Source organism: Shewanella aquimarina, assembly GCF_023349185.1.
Lineage (GTDB): Bacteria > Pseudomonadota > Gammaproteobacteria > Enterobacterales > Shewanellaceae > Shewanella > Shewanella aquimarina.
The window spans coordinates 36,011-53,262 of record NZ_JAKIKY010000002.1 but is presented as its reverse complement, the minus strand read 5'-3'; the positions used below and the strand labels follow the sequence as shown (position 1 = coordinate 53,262).

The 17,252-nt window shown below is 54.3% G+C and carries 14 protein-coding genes; 6 read left to right on the top strand and 8 right to left on the bottom strand.

The features are described 5' to 3' along the window. Nucleotides 1–6 precede the first annotated feature (6 nt). The 5 genes from L2731_RS02345 to L2731_RS02325 all read left to right on the top strand — a co-directional run bounded on the left by L2731_RS02345 (nt 7) and on the right by L2731_RS02325 (nt 6,586). Nucleotides 7–897 carry a DMT family transporter gene (locus tag L2731_RS02345; protein WP_249251674.1) on the top strand — a complete coding sequence of 297 codons (891 nt, stop codon included), beginning with the start codon at nt 7–9 and terminating at the stop codon, nt 895–897. A 124-nt stretch (nt 898–1,021) separates the two neighbouring features. After that, nucleotides 1,022–4,204 carry a mechanosensitive ion channel domain-containing protein gene (locus L2731_RS02340; RefSeq protein WP_249251672.1) on the top strand — a complete coding sequence of 1,061 codons (3,183 nt, stop codon included), beginning with the start codon at nt 1,022–1,024 and terminating at the stop codon, nt 4,202–4,204. After that, nucleotides 4,204–4,911 carry a glycerophosphodiester phosphodiesterase gene (locus L2731_RS02335; RefSeq protein WP_249251671.1) on the top strand — a complete coding sequence of 236 codons (708 nt, stop codon included), beginning with the start codon at nt 4,204–4,206 and terminating at the stop codon, nt 4,909–4,911. The genes L2731_RS02340 and L2731_RS02335 overlap by 1 nt, the downstream gene beginning before the upstream one ends. Before the next feature lie 231 nt (nt 4,912–5,142). Beyond that, on the top strand, nt 5,143–6,069 hold the full coding sequence (locus L2731_RS02330; protein WP_249251670.1) for a D-2-hydroxyacid dehydrogenase: 927 nt from the start codon (nt 5,143–5,145) through the stop codon (nt 6,067–6,069). A gap of 325 nt (nt 6,070–6,394) precedes the next feature. Next, on the top strand, nt 6,395–6,586 hold the full coding sequence (locus L2731_RS02325) for a bacterioferritin-associated ferredoxin (protein WP_011864358.1): 192 nt from the start codon (nt 6,395–6,397) through the stop codon (nt 6,584–6,586). A gap of 78 nt (nt 6,587–6,664) precedes the next feature. On the opposite strand, the gene parC is transcribed toward L2731_RS02325, so the two are convergent. From parC to nudF, 7 genes are all read right to left on the bottom strand, one after another. After that, on the bottom strand, nt 6,665–8,932 hold the full coding sequence (gene parC, locus L2731_RS02320; RefSeq protein WP_249251669.1) for a DNA topoisomerase IV subunit A: 2,268 nt from the start codon (nt 8,930–8,932) through the stop codon (nt 6,665–6,667). Continuing rightward, nucleotides 8,929–10,056, bottom strand: coding sequence for a PQQ-dependent sugar dehydrogenase (locus L2731_RS02315; RefSeq protein ID WP_249251976.1), 1,128 nt, complete (start codon nt 10,054–10,056; stop codon nt 8,929–8,931). Before L2731_RS02315 ends, parC begins: the two co-directional genes overlap by 4 nt. Before the next feature lie 86 nt (nt 10,057–10,142). Continuing rightward, nucleotides 10,143–12,029 (bottom strand): DNA topoisomerase IV subunit B, encoded by a 1,887-nt coding sequence (gene parE, locus L2731_RS02310; protein WP_249251668.1) that lies wholly within the window; start codon nt 12,027–12,029, stop codon nt 10,143–10,145. 48 nt (nt 12,030–12,077) lie between these two features. Beyond that, nucleotides 12,078–12,656 carry a YqiA/YcfP family alpha/beta fold hydrolase gene (locus L2731_RS02305; RefSeq protein WP_239852654.1) on the bottom strand — a complete coding sequence of 193 codons (579 nt, stop codon included), beginning with the start codon at nt 12,654–12,656 and terminating at the stop codon, nt 12,078–12,080. 223 nt (nt 12,657–12,879) lie between these two features. Continuing rightward, entirely contained in the window at nt 12,880–13,719 is an 840-nt protein-coding gene (gene cpdA / locus L2731_RS02300; protein ID WP_249251667.1) for a 3',5'-cyclic-AMP phosphodiesterase, read from the bottom strand. Nucleotides 13,720–13,728: 9 nt separating this feature from the next. Beyond that, nucleotides 13,729–14,175, bottom strand: coding sequence for a DUF1249 domain-containing protein (locus tag L2731_RS02295; protein ID WP_011864352.1), 447 nt, complete (start codon nt 14,173–14,175; stop codon nt 13,729–13,731). Beyond that, nucleotides 14,172–14,780, bottom strand: a complete 609-nt coding sequence (gene nudF / locus L2731_RS02290) for an ADP-ribose diphosphatase (protein ID WP_249251666.1) — start codon at nt 14,778–14,780, stop codon at nt 14,172–14,174. Before nudF ends, L2731_RS02295 begins: the two co-directional genes overlap by 4 nt. Nucleotides 14,781–15,064: 284 nt before the next feature. Between nudF and tolC the strand changes: the two genes are divergently transcribed. Then, nucleotides 15,065–16,390, top strand: coding sequence for an outer membrane channel protein TolC (gene tolC / locus L2731_RS02285; protein ID WP_249251665.1), 1,326 nt, complete (start codon nt 15,065–15,067; stop codon nt 16,388–16,390). A 103-nt stretch (nt 16,391–16,493) separates the two neighbouring features. Here tolC and L2731_RS02280 read toward each other — a convergent pair whose 3' ends face one another. Next, nucleotides 16,494–17,252 carry a TIGR04219 family outer membrane beta-barrel protein gene (locus tag L2731_RS02280; protein ID WP_249251663.1) on the bottom strand — a complete coding sequence of 253 codons (759 nt, stop codon included), beginning with the start codon at nt 17,250–17,252 and terminating at the stop codon, nt 16,494–16,496.

The following is a 17,252-nucleotide window of genomic DNA, read 5'->3' as shown; positions in this document are numbered from 1 at the left end:
GAAATCTTGAACACAAGTAGCAGCGAACGCTCTGGCTTAATCGAACTGCATCTGGCCGTCCTCCTGTTTGGTGGTACGGCCCTTTTCTCCAAGCTGATTCCCCTCAGTGCCCTGGATATCACAGCACTTCGCTGCTGCATCGCCGCCCTCGCCCTCGCTCTATTAGTTAAGGTCAGCGGCAAGCACCTCAGGCTCAATCGCGGTAAAGACTACTGCATAGCCCTGGGCCTCGGCATCATAGTCAGCCTGCACTGGGTCACCTACTTTGCCGCCATGCAACTCTCCTCGGTGGCCATAGGCATGATCGCCTTCTTCACCTACCCGGTCATGACAGTGTTAGTGGAGCCCTTCTTTACCGGCAAGCGCCTGGAGCTAGCCGATATCATAAGCGGCATCTGTGTCCTGCTCGGTGTCAGCCTGCTGATCCCAGAGGCCAACCTAGGCAACGATGTCACCCTAGGGATCATCATAGGCATACTGTCGGCGGCCCTGTTCACCGCCAGAAACCTACTACACAAGCGCTACTTCGCCAGCTACAGCGGTGCCCAGGCCATGTATTATCAGACTGGGGTCAGCGCCCTCTTCCTGCTGCCTTGGCTCGAGGTCGACCCAAGCGCCATCCAAGCCAACGTCTGGTGGTTGGTGATCCTCTTAGGCATAGTCTTTACCGCCGCCCCCCACGCCCTGTTTACCTCGGCGCTGCGCCAGCTAAGCGCTAAGACGGTCAGCCTGGTCTCCTGCCTGCAACCCCTCTATGGTGCCCTGTTAGCCATGTTGATCCTGGGCGAGGGACTCGCCATGAAGACGCTGATTGGCGGCGCCTTGGTAGTCTTCACCGCCGTCTATGAGACCCAGAAGAGCCATAAGGCCAACCGCGCCCAAAAGGCCAAATCCTAAGGCATTTTCGTCGCTGGCAAAGGAAACGCCACACGGGTCAAATTAACCGATTCATAGATATCATTTTTGAACTAACTTGGTAATATATAAGCGTCCATTGATGCTGGTGTAAACAAAGCGGCTTATGTCTCGTATATTACTGATTATTCTCTGTCTAATCTCATTCTCGGGTGCCGCTAATTCGCCCCTGAATCTCAATAAACGCCTGGGAATAGGACAAGAACCCCAGGTCGCCAGCAAGAGCACCGCCGAGCAACTCAGTCTGCTCGAAGAACAGCTCACCGAACAGCAGGCCCTGCAGTCCAACTTCGACGCCATCATTCACCAGTATCAGAGCCAGAAGCAGGCGCTGACACAGCAGCTTAAAGAAGCCGCCACGCCACTGGAATACAACCCCAATCAAGACCTGAGCCAGCAAGCATCACTCTCCTACCTGAGATTGGCTGAACTCAAGGAGACAGAGGCCAACCTGGCCACCCAGGTCAACGAATTGATCAAGCGTCAGCAGCAGCTGCCCAGCCTGATAAGCCAAGCCAACCTGACCCTGGTCAAGCACAAACAGGCGACCGGCAACGACAATCAGCCTCTGAGCGAGATGCAGCGCCGAGTCTATGTTCAGAGCCTCTCGACCCTAGAATCTGAGCTGGCCAGCAGCCAGAAACAGATAGCCCTGACCCAGCAACAGCTAGCGCTGGTGCGTAGTCAGCTAGTTCAGCAGGAAGCCCTGATCGAAAGGCTCAACGGCGTTATCGCCGAGCAGCGTCACAAGGCGACGGCGGCCACCATCGCCGCCAGCCAGATCGAAACCTCCATCACAGACGATGCCATCGCCATCAAGCTGAACGACCAGAATCAGGCCTATGGCGAGCAGCTGAAACAGCTCACCCATGAAGTGACCAATGTGATGACGCTGCAGGAGCAGGCCGAAACCCAATACCAATTCCAGGCCAAGCAGATCACTAACATTCAGCAGCAGATCGCCCTGGTAAAGCTCAACTCGGCCTTCGGCGAGCGTTTCCTGCGTATCCTCTATTCGCTGCCCAAACCACCGAGTCAGGACAAGATCAGTAATGAGATCGCCAATGCCCGCCTGGCACGCTACCAGATAGAGCAAGATCAGACCCTGCACCCGATGCTCGGCGCCGCAGAGCAGCTCAGCCCATTGCAAAGCAAGCTCCTGAGTGCCCAAAAAGAGCTGCAGCGTCAGCTACTGGAAAACTATGACCTCTATATTGGTGAGCTCGCCGAACTTAGGGTCTTGTATGAACAGTTAAGCCAGCAATATCAAACCCTCAAGACCACACTCAACGAACACCTGTTTTGGGTGGCCAACGCCAATAGCATAGACGGCTACTGGATAAGCGACCTTTACCAGAGTACCCAATGGCTGCTCACCCAAGCTCCCTGGCATCAGGTACACGACGCCCTTAGAGAGCAGAGCACCCTCTGGTCATGGTGGGTGATCTTGATGGTGCTCTGTCTGGTAATGCAGGATCTGGTCACGCCCAAGTTTACCCAGCTACTGGCGAAGAACGTCACCTATGTGGGCAACGTCACCCAAGATAAGTTTATCTATAGTTTCAATACCCTGGTTGGCTCGCTCCTCTATAGCTGTATCAAGCCACTGCCATTGATCTGCGGCGGCCTGATCTTCTACCTCAGCAACCACAACCTGGTCTCCTCGGTCGGCATGGGCATACTGGCCATAGGTATGCTGTATCAGCTCTATCGACTCACCTATCTGCTCGCGCTAGACAAGGGGCTGCTGATTGGTCATTTCAAGGGCGACAAGCCCATCATACGTGCCGGCCAGCAACGCCTGCGCGCCCTGACCATTCTGGCCATGCCTATCGTGGGCGTTATCGGCTTTACCGAGGTGTTAGAGACCTCGCTGGTACGCAACAGCCTGGGTCGCGGCGCCTTCATCCTGCTGGCCCTCATGCTGTTCTGGTTCTACCGCGACATGCTGAGCCTGTCGAAGCAGGAGCATCATTATCATCAGGACGATAAAAACAAACGCCTGCTACAGAAGCTGCTCTGGTCGATACTCATCCTACTGCCACCGGCCTGCGCCGTGCTGGCCTTCAGGGGCTACTACTTCACCGCCTATCAGATGCTGCTGCAGCTACAGCTGTCATTGATCTTATCCCTAAGCTTTATGCTGCTGTATCAGTTGATTAAGCGCTGGATGTTGATCGAACGCCGCCGCATCGCCTTCAACCGTGCCAAGGCCAAGCGCGCCGAAATACTAGCCCAAAGGGAGAAAGAGGACGACCCCAACAGCAACGAACCACCGGACACCTATGAAGAACCCGTGGTGGATCTAGAGACCATCTCCAGTCAATCTCTGGGGCTGGTACGCTCACTGCTGACTCTGGCCTTCCTGATCAGCCTGATCGGCCTCTGGACCCAGACCCATAGCGCCATCTTCTCCTTCCTGGATGGCATCACCCTATGGACCAGCTCGAGCACGGTCGATGGCATCGCCCAGCAGTTGCCAATCACCCTCAAGTCCTTGTTGCTTGGGCTGATCATCGTCGGTTTCTCGCTGATGATCGCCACCAATCTGCCGGGCCTGCTGGAGCTGATGATCCTGCAGCGACTGGATCTGTCCCAGGGCACAGGCTTCGCCATCACCACGGTGAGTCGCTACCTGGTAGTCTTCTTCGGCATGCTCAGTGGTTTCTCGACCCTGGGGATGGAGTGGTCTAAGCTGCAATGGCTGGTCGCGGCGCTCTCTGTGGGCCTGGGTTTCGGCCTGCAGGAGATCTTCGCCAACTTCATCTCGGGCCTGATCATCTTGTTCGAGAAACCTGTGCGTATCGGCGATACCGTCACCATTCGCGATCTGACTGGCACTGTGAGTAAGATTCAGATCCGCGCCACCACTATCGTCGACTGGGACAGGAAAGAGATCATAGTGCCCAACAAGGCCTTTATTACCGAGCAGCTGATCAACTGGTCACTGTCGGATCCCATCACCCGAGTGATCGTCTACGTCTCGGTCGCCAGAGACTCAGACCCTGCGCGGGTGGAGGCGGCCCTGTACCAGGCCGTCAAGGAGTGTGACGATGCCCTGACCACACCCGAGCCAGAGGTCTGGTTTGCCGGATTTGGTCAGCATACCCAGGATTATGAGATCCGCGCCTATGCCAAGGATATGAACACCCGCTGGCCACTAAGGCATAAGCTACACAAGCAGGTCAGCAAGAAACTCAGAGAAAATCATCTAGAGCTCGCCTATCCGCAGCTAGAGGTGCATATTAGTGGTCAAAGTAAAGAGACTCAGGGATTAATTAGAAGCTAATGCGTGTCTATGCTCACCGGGGCGCCAGCGGCTACGGCGCCGAAAATACCCTGGCCGCCATCAAAAAATCGGTCGCCCTGGGCTGTAATGCCGTCGAAATCGATGTGCACAGCGTCGAGGGCGAACTCTATGTGTTTCACGACAGGCGTCTCGATGGCAAGAGCTCGGGTACTGGCCTTATCGAGGCGGTGACTCAAGAGTATCTGGCGAGCGTTAGCGTGGATGGCGAGCCCATCCCCAAACTCTGGGAGATCCTCGAGTATCTGCAGCCCTTCGACGCCCTGATTAACATAGAGCTCAAGGGACTTAACTCCCTCGGTCCCTTCATGGCGCTCTACCCTGAGATCCTCAATAAACTCAACTACCGCACCGATCAGCTGCTGATCTCCTCTTTCCATCACGGCTTCCTGTTTGCCCTGAGACAGGCCTATCCCGAGATAGTGCTGGCGCCATTAATCGAAGGGGTACCGGAAGACCTGGCGGCCATAGTCACGCGATTAGAAGCCTTCTCACTGCATCTTAGCGTCAACTTCGTCACCCAGGAGTTAGTGGAGGATGCCCACGCCCGCGGCGCCAAGGTGTTTGTCTATACCGTGGATAATCGCGACGATATCCACTATCTGTCGCAGATGGGCGTCGATGGTATCTTCAGTAATTTCCCCGATGTCAGCGCCGACTGCGTCCATCAACTGCTGCTGACCCGCTAGGGTCAGCAAGTGCCTACTCACCCTAAACTGCCCAACAAATAGGCAAAGTTCACCCTAGCGGTGGACACCTCTGCCATTTTTTGTAACTGTAGCACTAGCCCCCCACTTAAGTACTAAGCCAGGCGGGAGCATCTATAATGACAAGGTGCGAATGAAATAAATTCGCCACCAAAATAAACCAGCCATTTTCTGGGTCTCATACAAAAATAATAACAGCCAAAAGGACTCGCTATGGAACACAAGCTACTGCTGCTGACCAGCGATAACGATAGATACCGCAGCCTGCTCGGCTCCTGTCACCTGCCGCACCTGACACTGCTAGGCGACGATCCCCAGAGTATTCTCGATGCCGATATCTGGCTCGCCGAACCGCCATTGGCCGCCCCCTTGGTGGGCCATGCCAAACAGATCAAGTGGATGCAATCTACCTATGCCGGCGTCGATCTCCTGGTCAAACCCAGGCTACGCCGCGACTATCAGCTCACCAATGTGAGGGGAATTTTCGGCCCCCTGATGAGTGAGTACCTGTTTGGCTACCTACTGGCCCACCAGCGCCAACATAAGCAGTATCAGTCCCAACAGGCGGAGAAGATCTGGCGCCCGACTAACTTTCGTACCCTGCAAGGGCAGGAGCTGCTGCTATTAGGCACGGGCAACATCGCCAAGCACCTCGCCCAGACCGCTAAACATTTTGGCATGCGGGTCACCGGCATCAACCGCGGCGCCAAGCCCACCATAGGCTTCGACAAGGTCGATACTCTGGCGAATCTGGCTCAGCACATAGGTAATGCAGACGCCATCGCCGCGATCCTGCCCAGCACACCACAGACCCAGGGCGCACTCAATCAGGAGATGCTCGCCTTGATGAAGCCTGAGGCAATCCTCTTTAATCTGGGCCGCGGCGACGTGCTGGATCTCGATGCCCTCTATGCCCAGCTGCTGAGCCACCCTCAGCAAAACGCCATCCTGGATGTCTTCAATCAGGAGCCTCTGCCCCAGGAGCATCCCATCTGGTCGCTGGAAAATGTCATCATCACCCCCCATATCGCCGCCCCGAGCTTTCCCGAGCAGGTCGTGGAGATCTTCGCCAATAACTACCACAAGTTCATCAAGGGAGAGCCCCTGAGCCACAGGGTTAACTTCGAGCGCGGGTACTAAGGAAGCCGCGAGCAAGTCCCATGTTTGCTCTGCACCGGCTTACCGGCATGGATGCAAGGCTCGACCAGGTTAATACCATCACCTCTTAAATTAATCCGGCCTAGCTGGCGCGCTTGCCAGCGTTACTGCGTCGGTCAAAATCTAAGCCCAACGAGGCAAAGCCCTATCCCTAAATGGGCTAGAGGCCCCGTGTTTAGTGGGATAGCTCACAATTTTTAATTCCCCGCAAAGGCGCCATAGTGCACATTCTATAACCAGGAGTTATTAGCATTGAGAATCGTTTTCATTTATACTTGCGTGCATCTGAAGTAGGGGAGTCACCTGTATGTATGTTTGCCTTTGCCACGCCATTACCGACAAGCAAATAAAAGAAGCTGTCGATCAAGGAGATATGTCTCTTGCCGACGTTAAGCGTCGTCTGGGTGTTGGCAACCAATGCGGTAAATGTAGCAAGATGGCGACCGAGATCATCCAGGCGCGACTCGATGTTACCCCCAACTTCTACGAAGTGGCTTAATACCTGCTTCAAACAGACATAAAAAAAGCTGCTCTAGAGCAGCTTTTTTTATGTCTGGAGTTTATGCCTAAAAGTCGACTAGAGGCTGGTTTCGTCCTCACCCAACTCCACCTTATCCACACGTTGCAGACCTCGAGGCAGCTTGGCACCACGACGACCGCGCTCACCACGGTAGTGCTCGAGATCGCTCGGCTTGAGGGTGAGCTTGCGCTTACCCGCCCACAGGGTGACGGCGGTATCTTGGGCCACTACGTGCAGATGCACCAGCAGCTCTTCGCGGCTCTTGGCCCTGTCGCTGGCGATGCCGATGATCTTGTTACCCTTGCCCTTCGCCAGTTGCGGCAGGGCGTCGACAGAGAAGAGCAACATGCGGCCCTCGTTGGTGATCGCTAAGATAGACTCGCTGCGGCTCTTATCCACCCGTCTCGGTGGCAGCACCTGCGCATTGGCTGGCAGGCTGAGCAGCGCCTTACCCGCCTTGTTGCGAGACACCATATCCTTATAGTCGCCGATAAAGCCATAGCCCGCATCAGAGGCCAGCAGGAAGCATTGTCCGTCCTCACCCAGCAGCGCATGAGCCATAGACTCGCCCGGTGACAGTTGGAAGCGGGTAGTCACTGGCTCACCCTGACTCCTGGCAGATGGCAGGGTATGGGTATCGGTCGCAAAGGCGCGTCCGGTCGAGCCGATAAAGACGGTGGCATGATTGCTCCTGCCAGACGCTGCGCAGAGGAAGCCGTCACCCGCCTTGTAGGAGAGCGCCGTAGGGTCGATATCATGCCCCTTGGCACAGCGTACCCATCCCTTCTCCGACAGCACTACGGTTACCGCTTCGGCTGGTACCAACTCCTGCTCAGACAGGGCACGGGATTCGCTACGCTCGACAAGCGGCGAGCGACGCTCATCGCCATAGGTTTCGGCGTCTTGCTTAAGTTCTTTCTTGATCAGCGTCTTCATGCGGCGATCTGAGCTCAGCAGTAGCTCAAGCTTCTCGCGCTCCGCCTCTAGCTCGCTCTGTTCCGTCTTGATCTTAAACTCTTCCAGCTTCGCCAGGTGACGCAGTTTAAGATCCAGGATGGCGTTGGCCTGCTCATCGGTCAGGTTAAAACGCGACATCAGCTCGGCTTTGGGATCATCGTGGTAACGAATGATCTCGATCACCTCATCGATATTGAGGAAGGCGATCATCAAGGCCTCAAGAATATGCAGCCTTGCCAGTACCTTATCTAATCTGTGCTCTAAACGGCGTCTGACCGTGGTCAGCCTGAACTCCAGCCACTCGGTCAGCAGCAGTTTCAACCCCTTGACCTGAGGACGACCATTGAGCCCAAGCACGTTGAGGTTAACGCGGAAGTTCTTCTCCAGATCTGTGGTGGCAAACAGGTGCGCCATCAGCTGGTCACAATCGACACGGTTGGAGCGCGGCACTATGACGATGCGCACCGGGCTCTCGTGATCCGATTCGTCACGCAGGTCGGCCACCATGGGCAGCTTCTTGGCCTGCATCTGGGCGGCGATCTGCTCGAGAATCTTACCGCCACTTGCCTGGTGTGGCAGCGCGGTGATCACTATCTCACCCGACTCCACCGTATAGACGGCGCGAGCCTTGATAGAGCCACGGCCGGTCTCGTAGATCTTGGCGATCTCGGTTCTCGGACTGATGATTTCCGCCTCGGTAGGATAGTCAGGGCCGGGCACCAGCTCCATCAGCCTTTCCAGATCCGCCTTAGGGTTGTCGATCAGCTCGACACAGGCATCCACCAGCTCGCGGGCATTGTGTGGCGGCACGTCGGTGGCCATACCCACCGCGATCCCTGTGATGCCGTTGAGCAGTATGTGCGGCAGGCGCGCAGGCAACACCATAGGCTCTTTCAGGGTGCCGTCGAAGTTGACGCCCCAATCTACCGTGCCCTGACCCAGTTCGGTCAGCAACACCTCGGAGAACTTAGAGAGACGCGCCTCGGTATAACGCATGGCCGCAAATGACTTAGGATCGTCCGGCGCCCCCCAGTTACCCTGACCATCTACCAAGGGGTAGCGGTATGAGAACGGCTGCGCCATCAAGACCATGGCCTCGTAACAGGCACTGTCGCCGTGGGGGTGATACTTACCCAGTACATCACCCACGGTTCTTGCCGACTTCTTGTGCTTAGATTGCGCCGACAGGCCAAGCTCGCTCATGGCGTAGACGATACGGCGCTGCACCGGTTTTAATCCGTCGCCGATATGTGGCAGGGCGCGATCCATGATGACGTACATGGAATAGTTTAGATACGCCTCTTCGGTGAAACGTCTCAAGGGCATCTGTTCGACGCCATCGAGGCTTAAATCTATCGCATCACTCATTGATTAGGATCCTGTTGTTCACTCGCTTCACTCGATTCGCTCTCTTCGCTCGTGTTCTCTTTATAAAACAGACGATACACATTGCCTTTGAGATCGTCTGAAATATACATGGCCCCATCGGGTGCCATGATTAAGTCATAGGGCCGGGCAACGGGAAACTCTCCATCGAGAAAGCTCACCACCGTCTGGCGCTTGCTGATACTGTCATCTTCCAGAGTCAACATGGTGACCTGGTAGCCAATCTTACTGGAACGGTTCCAGGAGCCATTTTCGGCCACGAATAGCTGGTCACGGTACTTATCGGGGAACTGCTCGCCGCGGTAGAACTCTAGCCCCATGGGCGCCACGTGGGCCGGTAGCTCGAAGACGGGCGTCGTCACCTTAAGGCCCTTGGGCTTCTCGTAGGCGGGTTCTAGCACGCTGCTGGCATGAATATAGGGAAAGCCGTAGTGGGCACCGACAATATCGACACGGTTAATCTCATCCGGTGGCAGTCTGTCGCCCATCCAGTCGCGGCCCAGATCGGCAAACCACAGTTTGTTATCTTTGGGGGCCCAGTCGAAGCCAGTGACGTTGCGTATGCCGGTGGCGATCTGCTCGCTGCTGCCGCTCTCGAGATCGATGGCTATGATGCTGCCAAAGGGCGCGTGAGCCTCACACACGTTACAGGGGGCGCCGATGGCGACATAGAGACGTCCATCTGGGCCGAAACGCATGGCACGGCGACTCTTGTTGGTCTTACCCGGCAGACGGTCATAGACCTCCTTGCCCCGGCCCGGACGTCGCAGGCGGTTCTCTATGTCCACGAAGCGCAGAATACGCTCCTCTTCGGCAACATAGAGATCCCCTTTGTAAAAAGCGATCGCCTCAGGGTACTCGAGCCCCTTGGCGACCACGTAACGCTTGTCTACACGGCCATCGGCGTTACTGTCCACCAAGGCCTGAATGCTGCCAGACTTATAGGAGCCGACAAACAGCGTACCCTCATCACCCAGCGCCATCTGCTTGGCATCACCGAGATCCGAGGCATATAAGGAGAGTCCAAATCCCTTGGTGACTGTGATCATGATGGGCTGCTCGGCACGTGCCGTCAGGGCCACGCCCGATGCCACCATGGCAAACATCGCACTCAGAAAATAACAACTAACTCTTTTATTATGCATTATATTAAGCTTGTCTAACGATTTATCTTTTTATTTTAATGACATAGCTATAGCTGGGCTAAGTCGCCTTTGGTTTCAAGCCAGGTCTTACGATCGCCAGAACGCTTCTTGGCCAGCAACATGTCCATGATCGCCAGGGTATCCTCGGCATCATCTATGGTTAACTGTACCAGTCTTCGGGTGTTGGGATCCATGGTGGTCTCCCTCAGCTGCAGCGGGTTCATCTCACCCAATCCCTTGAATCGAGTCACCTGTACCTTACCCTTCTTCTTCTCGGCAGTGATGCGATCTAATATCCCCTGCTTCTCGGCTTCATCCAGGGCGTAGTACACCTCTTTGCCCACATCCACCCTAAACAGCGGCGGCATGGCCACATAGATGTGTCCCTTCTCCACCAGCACCTTGTAGTGCTTCATAAACAGGGCACACAGCAGGGTGGCGATATGCAGACCATCCGAGTCGGCATCGGCCAGGATACAGATCTTGCCGTATCTGAGTTCGGAGATATCGTTGCTGTCCGGGTCACAACCTATGGCGACCGAGATGTCGTGCACCTCCTGAGAGGCCAGCACCTGCGAGGCCTCCACCTCCCAGGTATTAAGAATCTTACCCCGCAGCGGCATGATCGCCTGGAATTCACGATCCCTGGCCTGCTTGGCACTGCCGCCTGCCGAGTCACCCTCCACCAGGAAGAGTTCGCCTCGCATTGGGTCTTGGCCGCTACAATCGGTCAACTTACCCGGTAGCGCGGGCCCAGAGGTCACCTTCTTACGCGCCACCTTTTTGGCCGCCTTCAGGCGTTTCTGGGCGTTGCTGATGCACATCTCGGCCAGGGCCTCGGCCTGATCCGTATGGGTATTGAGCCAGAGGCTGAAGGCATCTCTGACGACACCCGATACGAACGCCGCGCTCTGACGACTGGAGAGTTTCTCTTTGGTCTGTCCGGCAAACTGAGGGTCTTGCATCTTGATCGACAGGATAAAGCTGCTGCGATCCCAGATATCTTCGGGTGATAGCTTGATCCCTCTGGGGATCAGGTTGCGAAACTCACAAAACTCGCGCATCGCCTCCAGCAGTCCCTGACGGAAGCCATTGACATGGGTCCCCCCCAGCGGCGTCGGGATCAGGTTGACATAACTCTCGTTGAGGGAGTCTCCGCCCTCGGGCAACCAGGTGATGGCCCAGTCTACCGCCTCGGTATTGCCCTGCATGCTGCCGATAAAAGGTTCCTGGGGCAGCGTCATGGCGCCATTGGTCGACGACTTGAGGTAGTCGGTCAGGCCACTCTCGTAGCACCACTCTTCGACATCGCCGGTCTGCTTGTTGGTAAACTTGATGCGCAGCCCTGGGCAGAGTACCGCCTTGGCTCTTAGCAGATAGATAAGCTTGGGAATCGAGAAGTTAACCGAGTCGAAATAACTGGCGGTCGGCCAGAAATGGACCCGCGTGCCCGTGTTGCGCCGACCACAGGTACCTGTCACCGTCAGGTCATCTACCTTGTCACCGTGGGCGAAGGCCATCTCATAGACTTGACCGCCCCTTCGCACCGTGATCTCGACGCGATTAGAGAGCGCGTTGACCACAGAGATCCCTACCCCGTGCAGACCACCGGAAAACTGATAGTTATTGTTGGAAAACTTACCGCCAGCGTGCAGCTTGGTGAGAATAAGCTCTACCCCAGGTATCCCCTCTTCGGGATGGATGTCCACCGGCATGCCGCGGCCATCGTCGATCACCTCGAGCGAATTGTCCTTATGCAGTATCACGTCAATTTTGGTCGCGTGTCCCGCAAGAGCCTCATCGACACTGTTATCGATCACCTCTTGTCCCAAATGGTTGGGGCGGGTGGTGTCGGTGTACATACCGGGGCGACGTTTTACCGGGTCGAGTCCATTGAGGACTTCAATTGCATCTGAAGTGTATTGGTTAGTCATAGCGCACACAATATATTGTTATTCAGGCCATGTTGCGGCCCTACATGTCTATTTGTCAAGAAACAGGAAATCACAGATCCCTGGCATCTGCTGCTCATAGCCGACGAAGCTATGATCGCCTCCCGCCTCGATGAGCATCTGACAACATTGGTATTTATTCACGGCTTGCCGATAATCAAGCACCTCATCCCCTGACTGCAGCAGCACCAAGAATCGATAGGGATGTGAGATGGCCGGCGTATCGTATTGTGCCACCTCTAACTTGTGCTCGGGGAGAATCTGATAATCCTCTTCTGTGTAGGGATTGTACTGGGGACCGAGGAACTCATCAAACAGCTCGAAGGGTTTCACCGCAGGATTAACCAGCACGGCTCGTCCGCCATAGTGCTCCGCCAGATAACTCGCAAAATAGCCGCCAAGGGAAGAGCCGATAAAGCCGAGGCGCTCCCCACGTGCCAGCGCCTGCTCGACCAAATCTGTCAGCAGTGCCATGGCTGCCATTGGCGTGGCGGGGAGTTGAGGTTGTACAAAATTGATATCGGGAAAATGCTTGGCAATATATTTGGCAGTGACCACACCTTTGTCTGAGTGCGGTGAACTATTGAATCCATGAATATAGAGCAGCATATGTCCTCGGCAGTGAATGATAAAAAGGCGATGTATCCCTTACACGACGGCTTACCGGCCAGAACGGCGCTGAACCTAGTCTCTGCCGCTTAGTTTCAGTCGCTTAGTCTCTCCACCTCGCGTCGGGCAATCAGATGCTATCATCCACGCGGCAATTAACCAAATATTAACCCCATCGATGCTTAGCAAACTGCCTGCCTAACAGGGTAACCGAACTGGCCGCCTAATAACCGCTGGAGTCGTGATCAGGTGAAAACTTGTTGCCGGGCACCCGATAGACGTTGGCCTGAATGCTGCCGTCTGGTCTTAATTCAAGCAGGCGATAACCGGGTTGCTGGGCATCGAGGGCGAAATAGGGAGACTTGGGCTTAAACTGGATGCAGGTCGAAGGCGTAGCCATCAGCTTAACCGGGCCACTCTTCCCCTGATAATTCTGATCCAGACTCTGATGTACATGGCCCCACAACAGGCCCTTGACCTGAGGCATGGCCGTCACTCTGTCGAGAAATGCCTCACCATTGTCCATGCAGTGTTGATCCAACCATTTGCAATCCACCAGAATCGGATTGTGGTGCATCACCAACAGGGTATGTAGCTCAGGATGAGCCGCCACCGCCGCCTCAATCAACTCCATCTCACTGTCGGCCATGTGCCCGCCAGGTTTTCCCCTAACGGTGGAGTCCAGCATGATGATCTGCCACTTTCCCACCAGGATGCGCCTATCGCCATAGACCCTGGGGCCCTGCATATGCAGATGCATGATGCGTGGATCGTCGTGATTGCCCGGCAGGTAATGACAAGGAAGGTTTAACTTTTCAATCGCCGCAACGAAGTTATGGTAAGACTGATTGGAATAATCTTGGCTAATGTCGCCAGTCGCCAACAAGAGGTGTGCCGGATACTCAACGGCCTTAATGGTGTTCAATACAGCATCTAAACTATGTGCGGTATTCACACCCAGCAGCTGCGCCTCGGGATCGGCAAAAAGATGAGGGTCCGTCACCTGGACCAGCTTTACGCTCTCATCATGATCGATGGAATAAGAGATAGCCTCTTTTAGCACATTAAAACCCTAAGATTCGGACTGACAAATGATGCGGGCATGGTTGTCAATCTTGAGTAACTCTTCAAGAAAAGCATTTACCTGATACTTTTCGTCTCTATGGTACATACGTATATTTGGATAATCATATACTGGTCTTAATCGATAAATCTGTCGACTAGTTAACACTTCTGCTAATTTAGCGTCATGGTAAACACGCACTACAACTTTAGGAGTATCAACGTATTGCGCGATTTTTAACGGGCGGGAGATCTCAATTAATTGGGTATATTGGGTATTTTCCAGCAGCTTAACCTCGAGGCAGCCAAAGTCTCCTTCGACCTGCCATGACTGTCCTTGCTCATACCCCGCAGGTAGCCAGCGTAATATATTGAAATAGTTGCGACTGCACAAGGCGAGAAAACGACTCACGTTTGCCTGGTAGTCTGGCTTTCTCTTATTTAACGACAGGCTCACTTGGCCGCCCTTAGATCTTGATGGTGAAGCTGTAGCCACTGCAGACCGATCACAGTGGAAGCGTTGTTGATGGTGCCGTCACACAGCAACTGATAGGCCGCCTCACGCGGCATCACATGTACCTTAATGTCTTCATGTTCATCGTCTAGGCCATGCAGGCCATCGGCCTGACTGGCATCGACCCGTGCCCAGTAGAAATCGAATCGCTCGCTGGTACCGCCGGGGCTGGAAAAATATTGGCTGATGTAGTGCATCTCGCTGGCCACCAGGCCTGACTCCTCAAGCAGCTCACGATGAGCCACCTGCTCGGCCGACTCCTCCTCTTCTATCATGCCAGCCACTAACTCGAGCAACCAAGGCGTGGGCGCCGCGTCAACCACGGGAATGCGTATCTGCTCAATCAGCACCACCTTATCACTCACGGGGTCATAGGGCAGCACGACCACGGCGTGGCCGCGCTCGAACACTTCACGCACCACTTCCTGGCTCCAGCCACCGGCAAACAGCCTATGTTTGAATCTGTACTCTTCCATACGAAAAAAACCCTGAAACAGGGTTCGTTTTCCCAGCATCTGTACGTCATCTTTGGTGAATTTCTGACTCATGACTCATCCCGCGACTCAGTTAGTAATTGCTTATCCCCAGGGGCTCTCAATATATCATGTAGACCATTAAAAAATGCAGATTTACCGTTAAAAACTGTTACACTTCCTTGTTGACTTAAAAATGGTTAATTTCTTAATATCTTAACCTTAATAAGTTTAGATGTATCGGGAAGCGTCGGGAAGCGCAAACCGCTTCGCGCAAATGAATTGCGCTGAAGCATCACTTAACTTTATTAAGTAAATGGCTCCGCCTAGGAGTATTTATGTCTAAAAAAGGACAGCTAATGAAATTTAAGATCCGCACCTTATGTGCAGCGTTGACTCTCGCGGCAACGACTTCTGCCGTGCATGCCGACGATCTACTGCAGATATATCAGCAGGCTCTCACCAACGATCCTATTGCACTACAGGCACAAGCTCAGCGTGACCGTCTCTACGAGCAGATCGAAGAGAACCGCGCTCCCTTGCTACCTACCATCAGCGCCAGCGTAGGCTATGGAAAGCGCTGGACCAATATTGATGATGACAAGTACAACAGCGGACTCGATGCTGGAGTGTCACTCAATCAGGTGATCTATGATCACAGCGCCTGGGTTGGACTCGATCTTGCTGAGCTGGCGGCCTCACAGGCCGACGCGGCCTATGCCTCGACACTTCAGTCACTCATCATTCGCGTGACAAGCGCCTATTTCGACGTCTTAGCCGCGAAAGATAACTACGAATTCAAGGGTGCGGAAAAACGCGCCATCGAACGTCAGCTCGAGCAGACCAAGCAACGTTTTGCCGTGGGTCTCACCGCGATCACAGACGTACACGAAGCCCAAGCCCAGTATGACTTGGCCCGAGCATCGGAAATTCTGGCGGAAAACCAGCTGATCAACAGCTACGAAGCGCTCAGAGAGATCACTGGTATAGACCACAAGTCTATCGATATTCTGGACACCACGCGTTTCACCGCGGTACCACCGAGCCCAGCCCAGCCAAATGATTGGTTAAAGATGGCCGAGACCAGCAGTGTGGATCTGCTAACGACGCGTATCGGTAAAGATATCGCCCAGCAGACTATCTCGCTCTATAAAGCGGGTCACATGCCATCTCTGAGCCTGAACGCAGGTTACACCACAAACCTGGATCAGAAGAATCAGACAGGTGATTTGAACGATTACGACAACGCCAATGTGGGCCTGAAACTGAGCGTGCCTATCTTCGAAGGCTTTAAGGTCAGCTCTAAAGTCAACCAGGCGCAATACCAGTATGTAGAAGCCAGCGAAAAGATGGAGCAAACCTACCGCAAGGTGGTTAAAGATGTGCGCAACAACTTCAACAACGTTGGCGCCTCTATCAGCTCTATCCGCGCCTATGAGCAATCAGTGGTCTCTTCTGAGAGCGCACTGAAGGCAACTCAGGCCGGTTTCGAGGTAGGTACCCGTACTATCGTTGACGTGCTGAACCGTACCCGTGACCTGTATGACTCTAAGCGTCAGCTCTCAAATGCCCGTTATGGCTACATCAACTCTATCCTGGCGTTGAAACAAGCTACAGGCACCCTGAGCGAAGACGATGTCATCGCCATCAACAATGGCCTGAAGGCACCCGAAGTCAGTCAGTAAGACTTTCTGAGGGAAAACCTATAGCCATAAAAAAACCGCCTTAATGGCGGTTTTTTTATGGCATTTTTATATGACTATAATAAGCGAGTATAAAGACTCATCTTTAAAAGACGAGCTCAACCCCGGCGAAATAGCCTTTGAACTGCATGTTGGCCGTCACACCATCGAAGTTGTTCACGTCGAAGTTAAAGTCACGGTAGCCGACACGCAGCTTGGTATCGAGCGCCACGCCATCAAACTGCCAGCCCAGACCCAATTGATAATCGTAAACGCTGCTCTCATCTATGCCCTGCATCACATCGGCAAAGCCATACAGACCCAGGCCTGGAATACCTACCTCGGCATTGGCGTAAGCCATGACCACACCATCGCTAAGATCTTTTTGTGAATAGGCACCGACAACGCCAGATGGCGAGATCTGATGTACGCGGAAAGAACCATGCATCTTCTTGTAGGCGGCACCAAGATCCAATGCCACTATGTCGTTATCCAGCAGCTCATAGTAGAGCACGAAATCGGTATTGCTCAAATTGCTTGCCGTGGTCACGTCGCCGCTAAATACGCGATCGTCGAATGCCCAATCACCGGCCAGAGTCGCCTTGCCGTCGGCATCCAGACGGTTTTCACGGATCTTTAGGTTAGGCACTAAAGGAATAGGATGCTCGATGGCGACCCAGATACTACCCTGAGATGAAGAGCTGTAATCAAACTCCTGTTGAGCCTGGCCCTTCTGAGCAAAGGTACCCTCCGTGTCGGCGTTCCAGTAGTCGCCGCCCACTTTAAAGCCAACTACAGTAGCCGCCTGTGCAGATGTCGCTGCCAAAGACCCGAGCAGAGCACATGCAAGTAGTGTTTTTTTCAT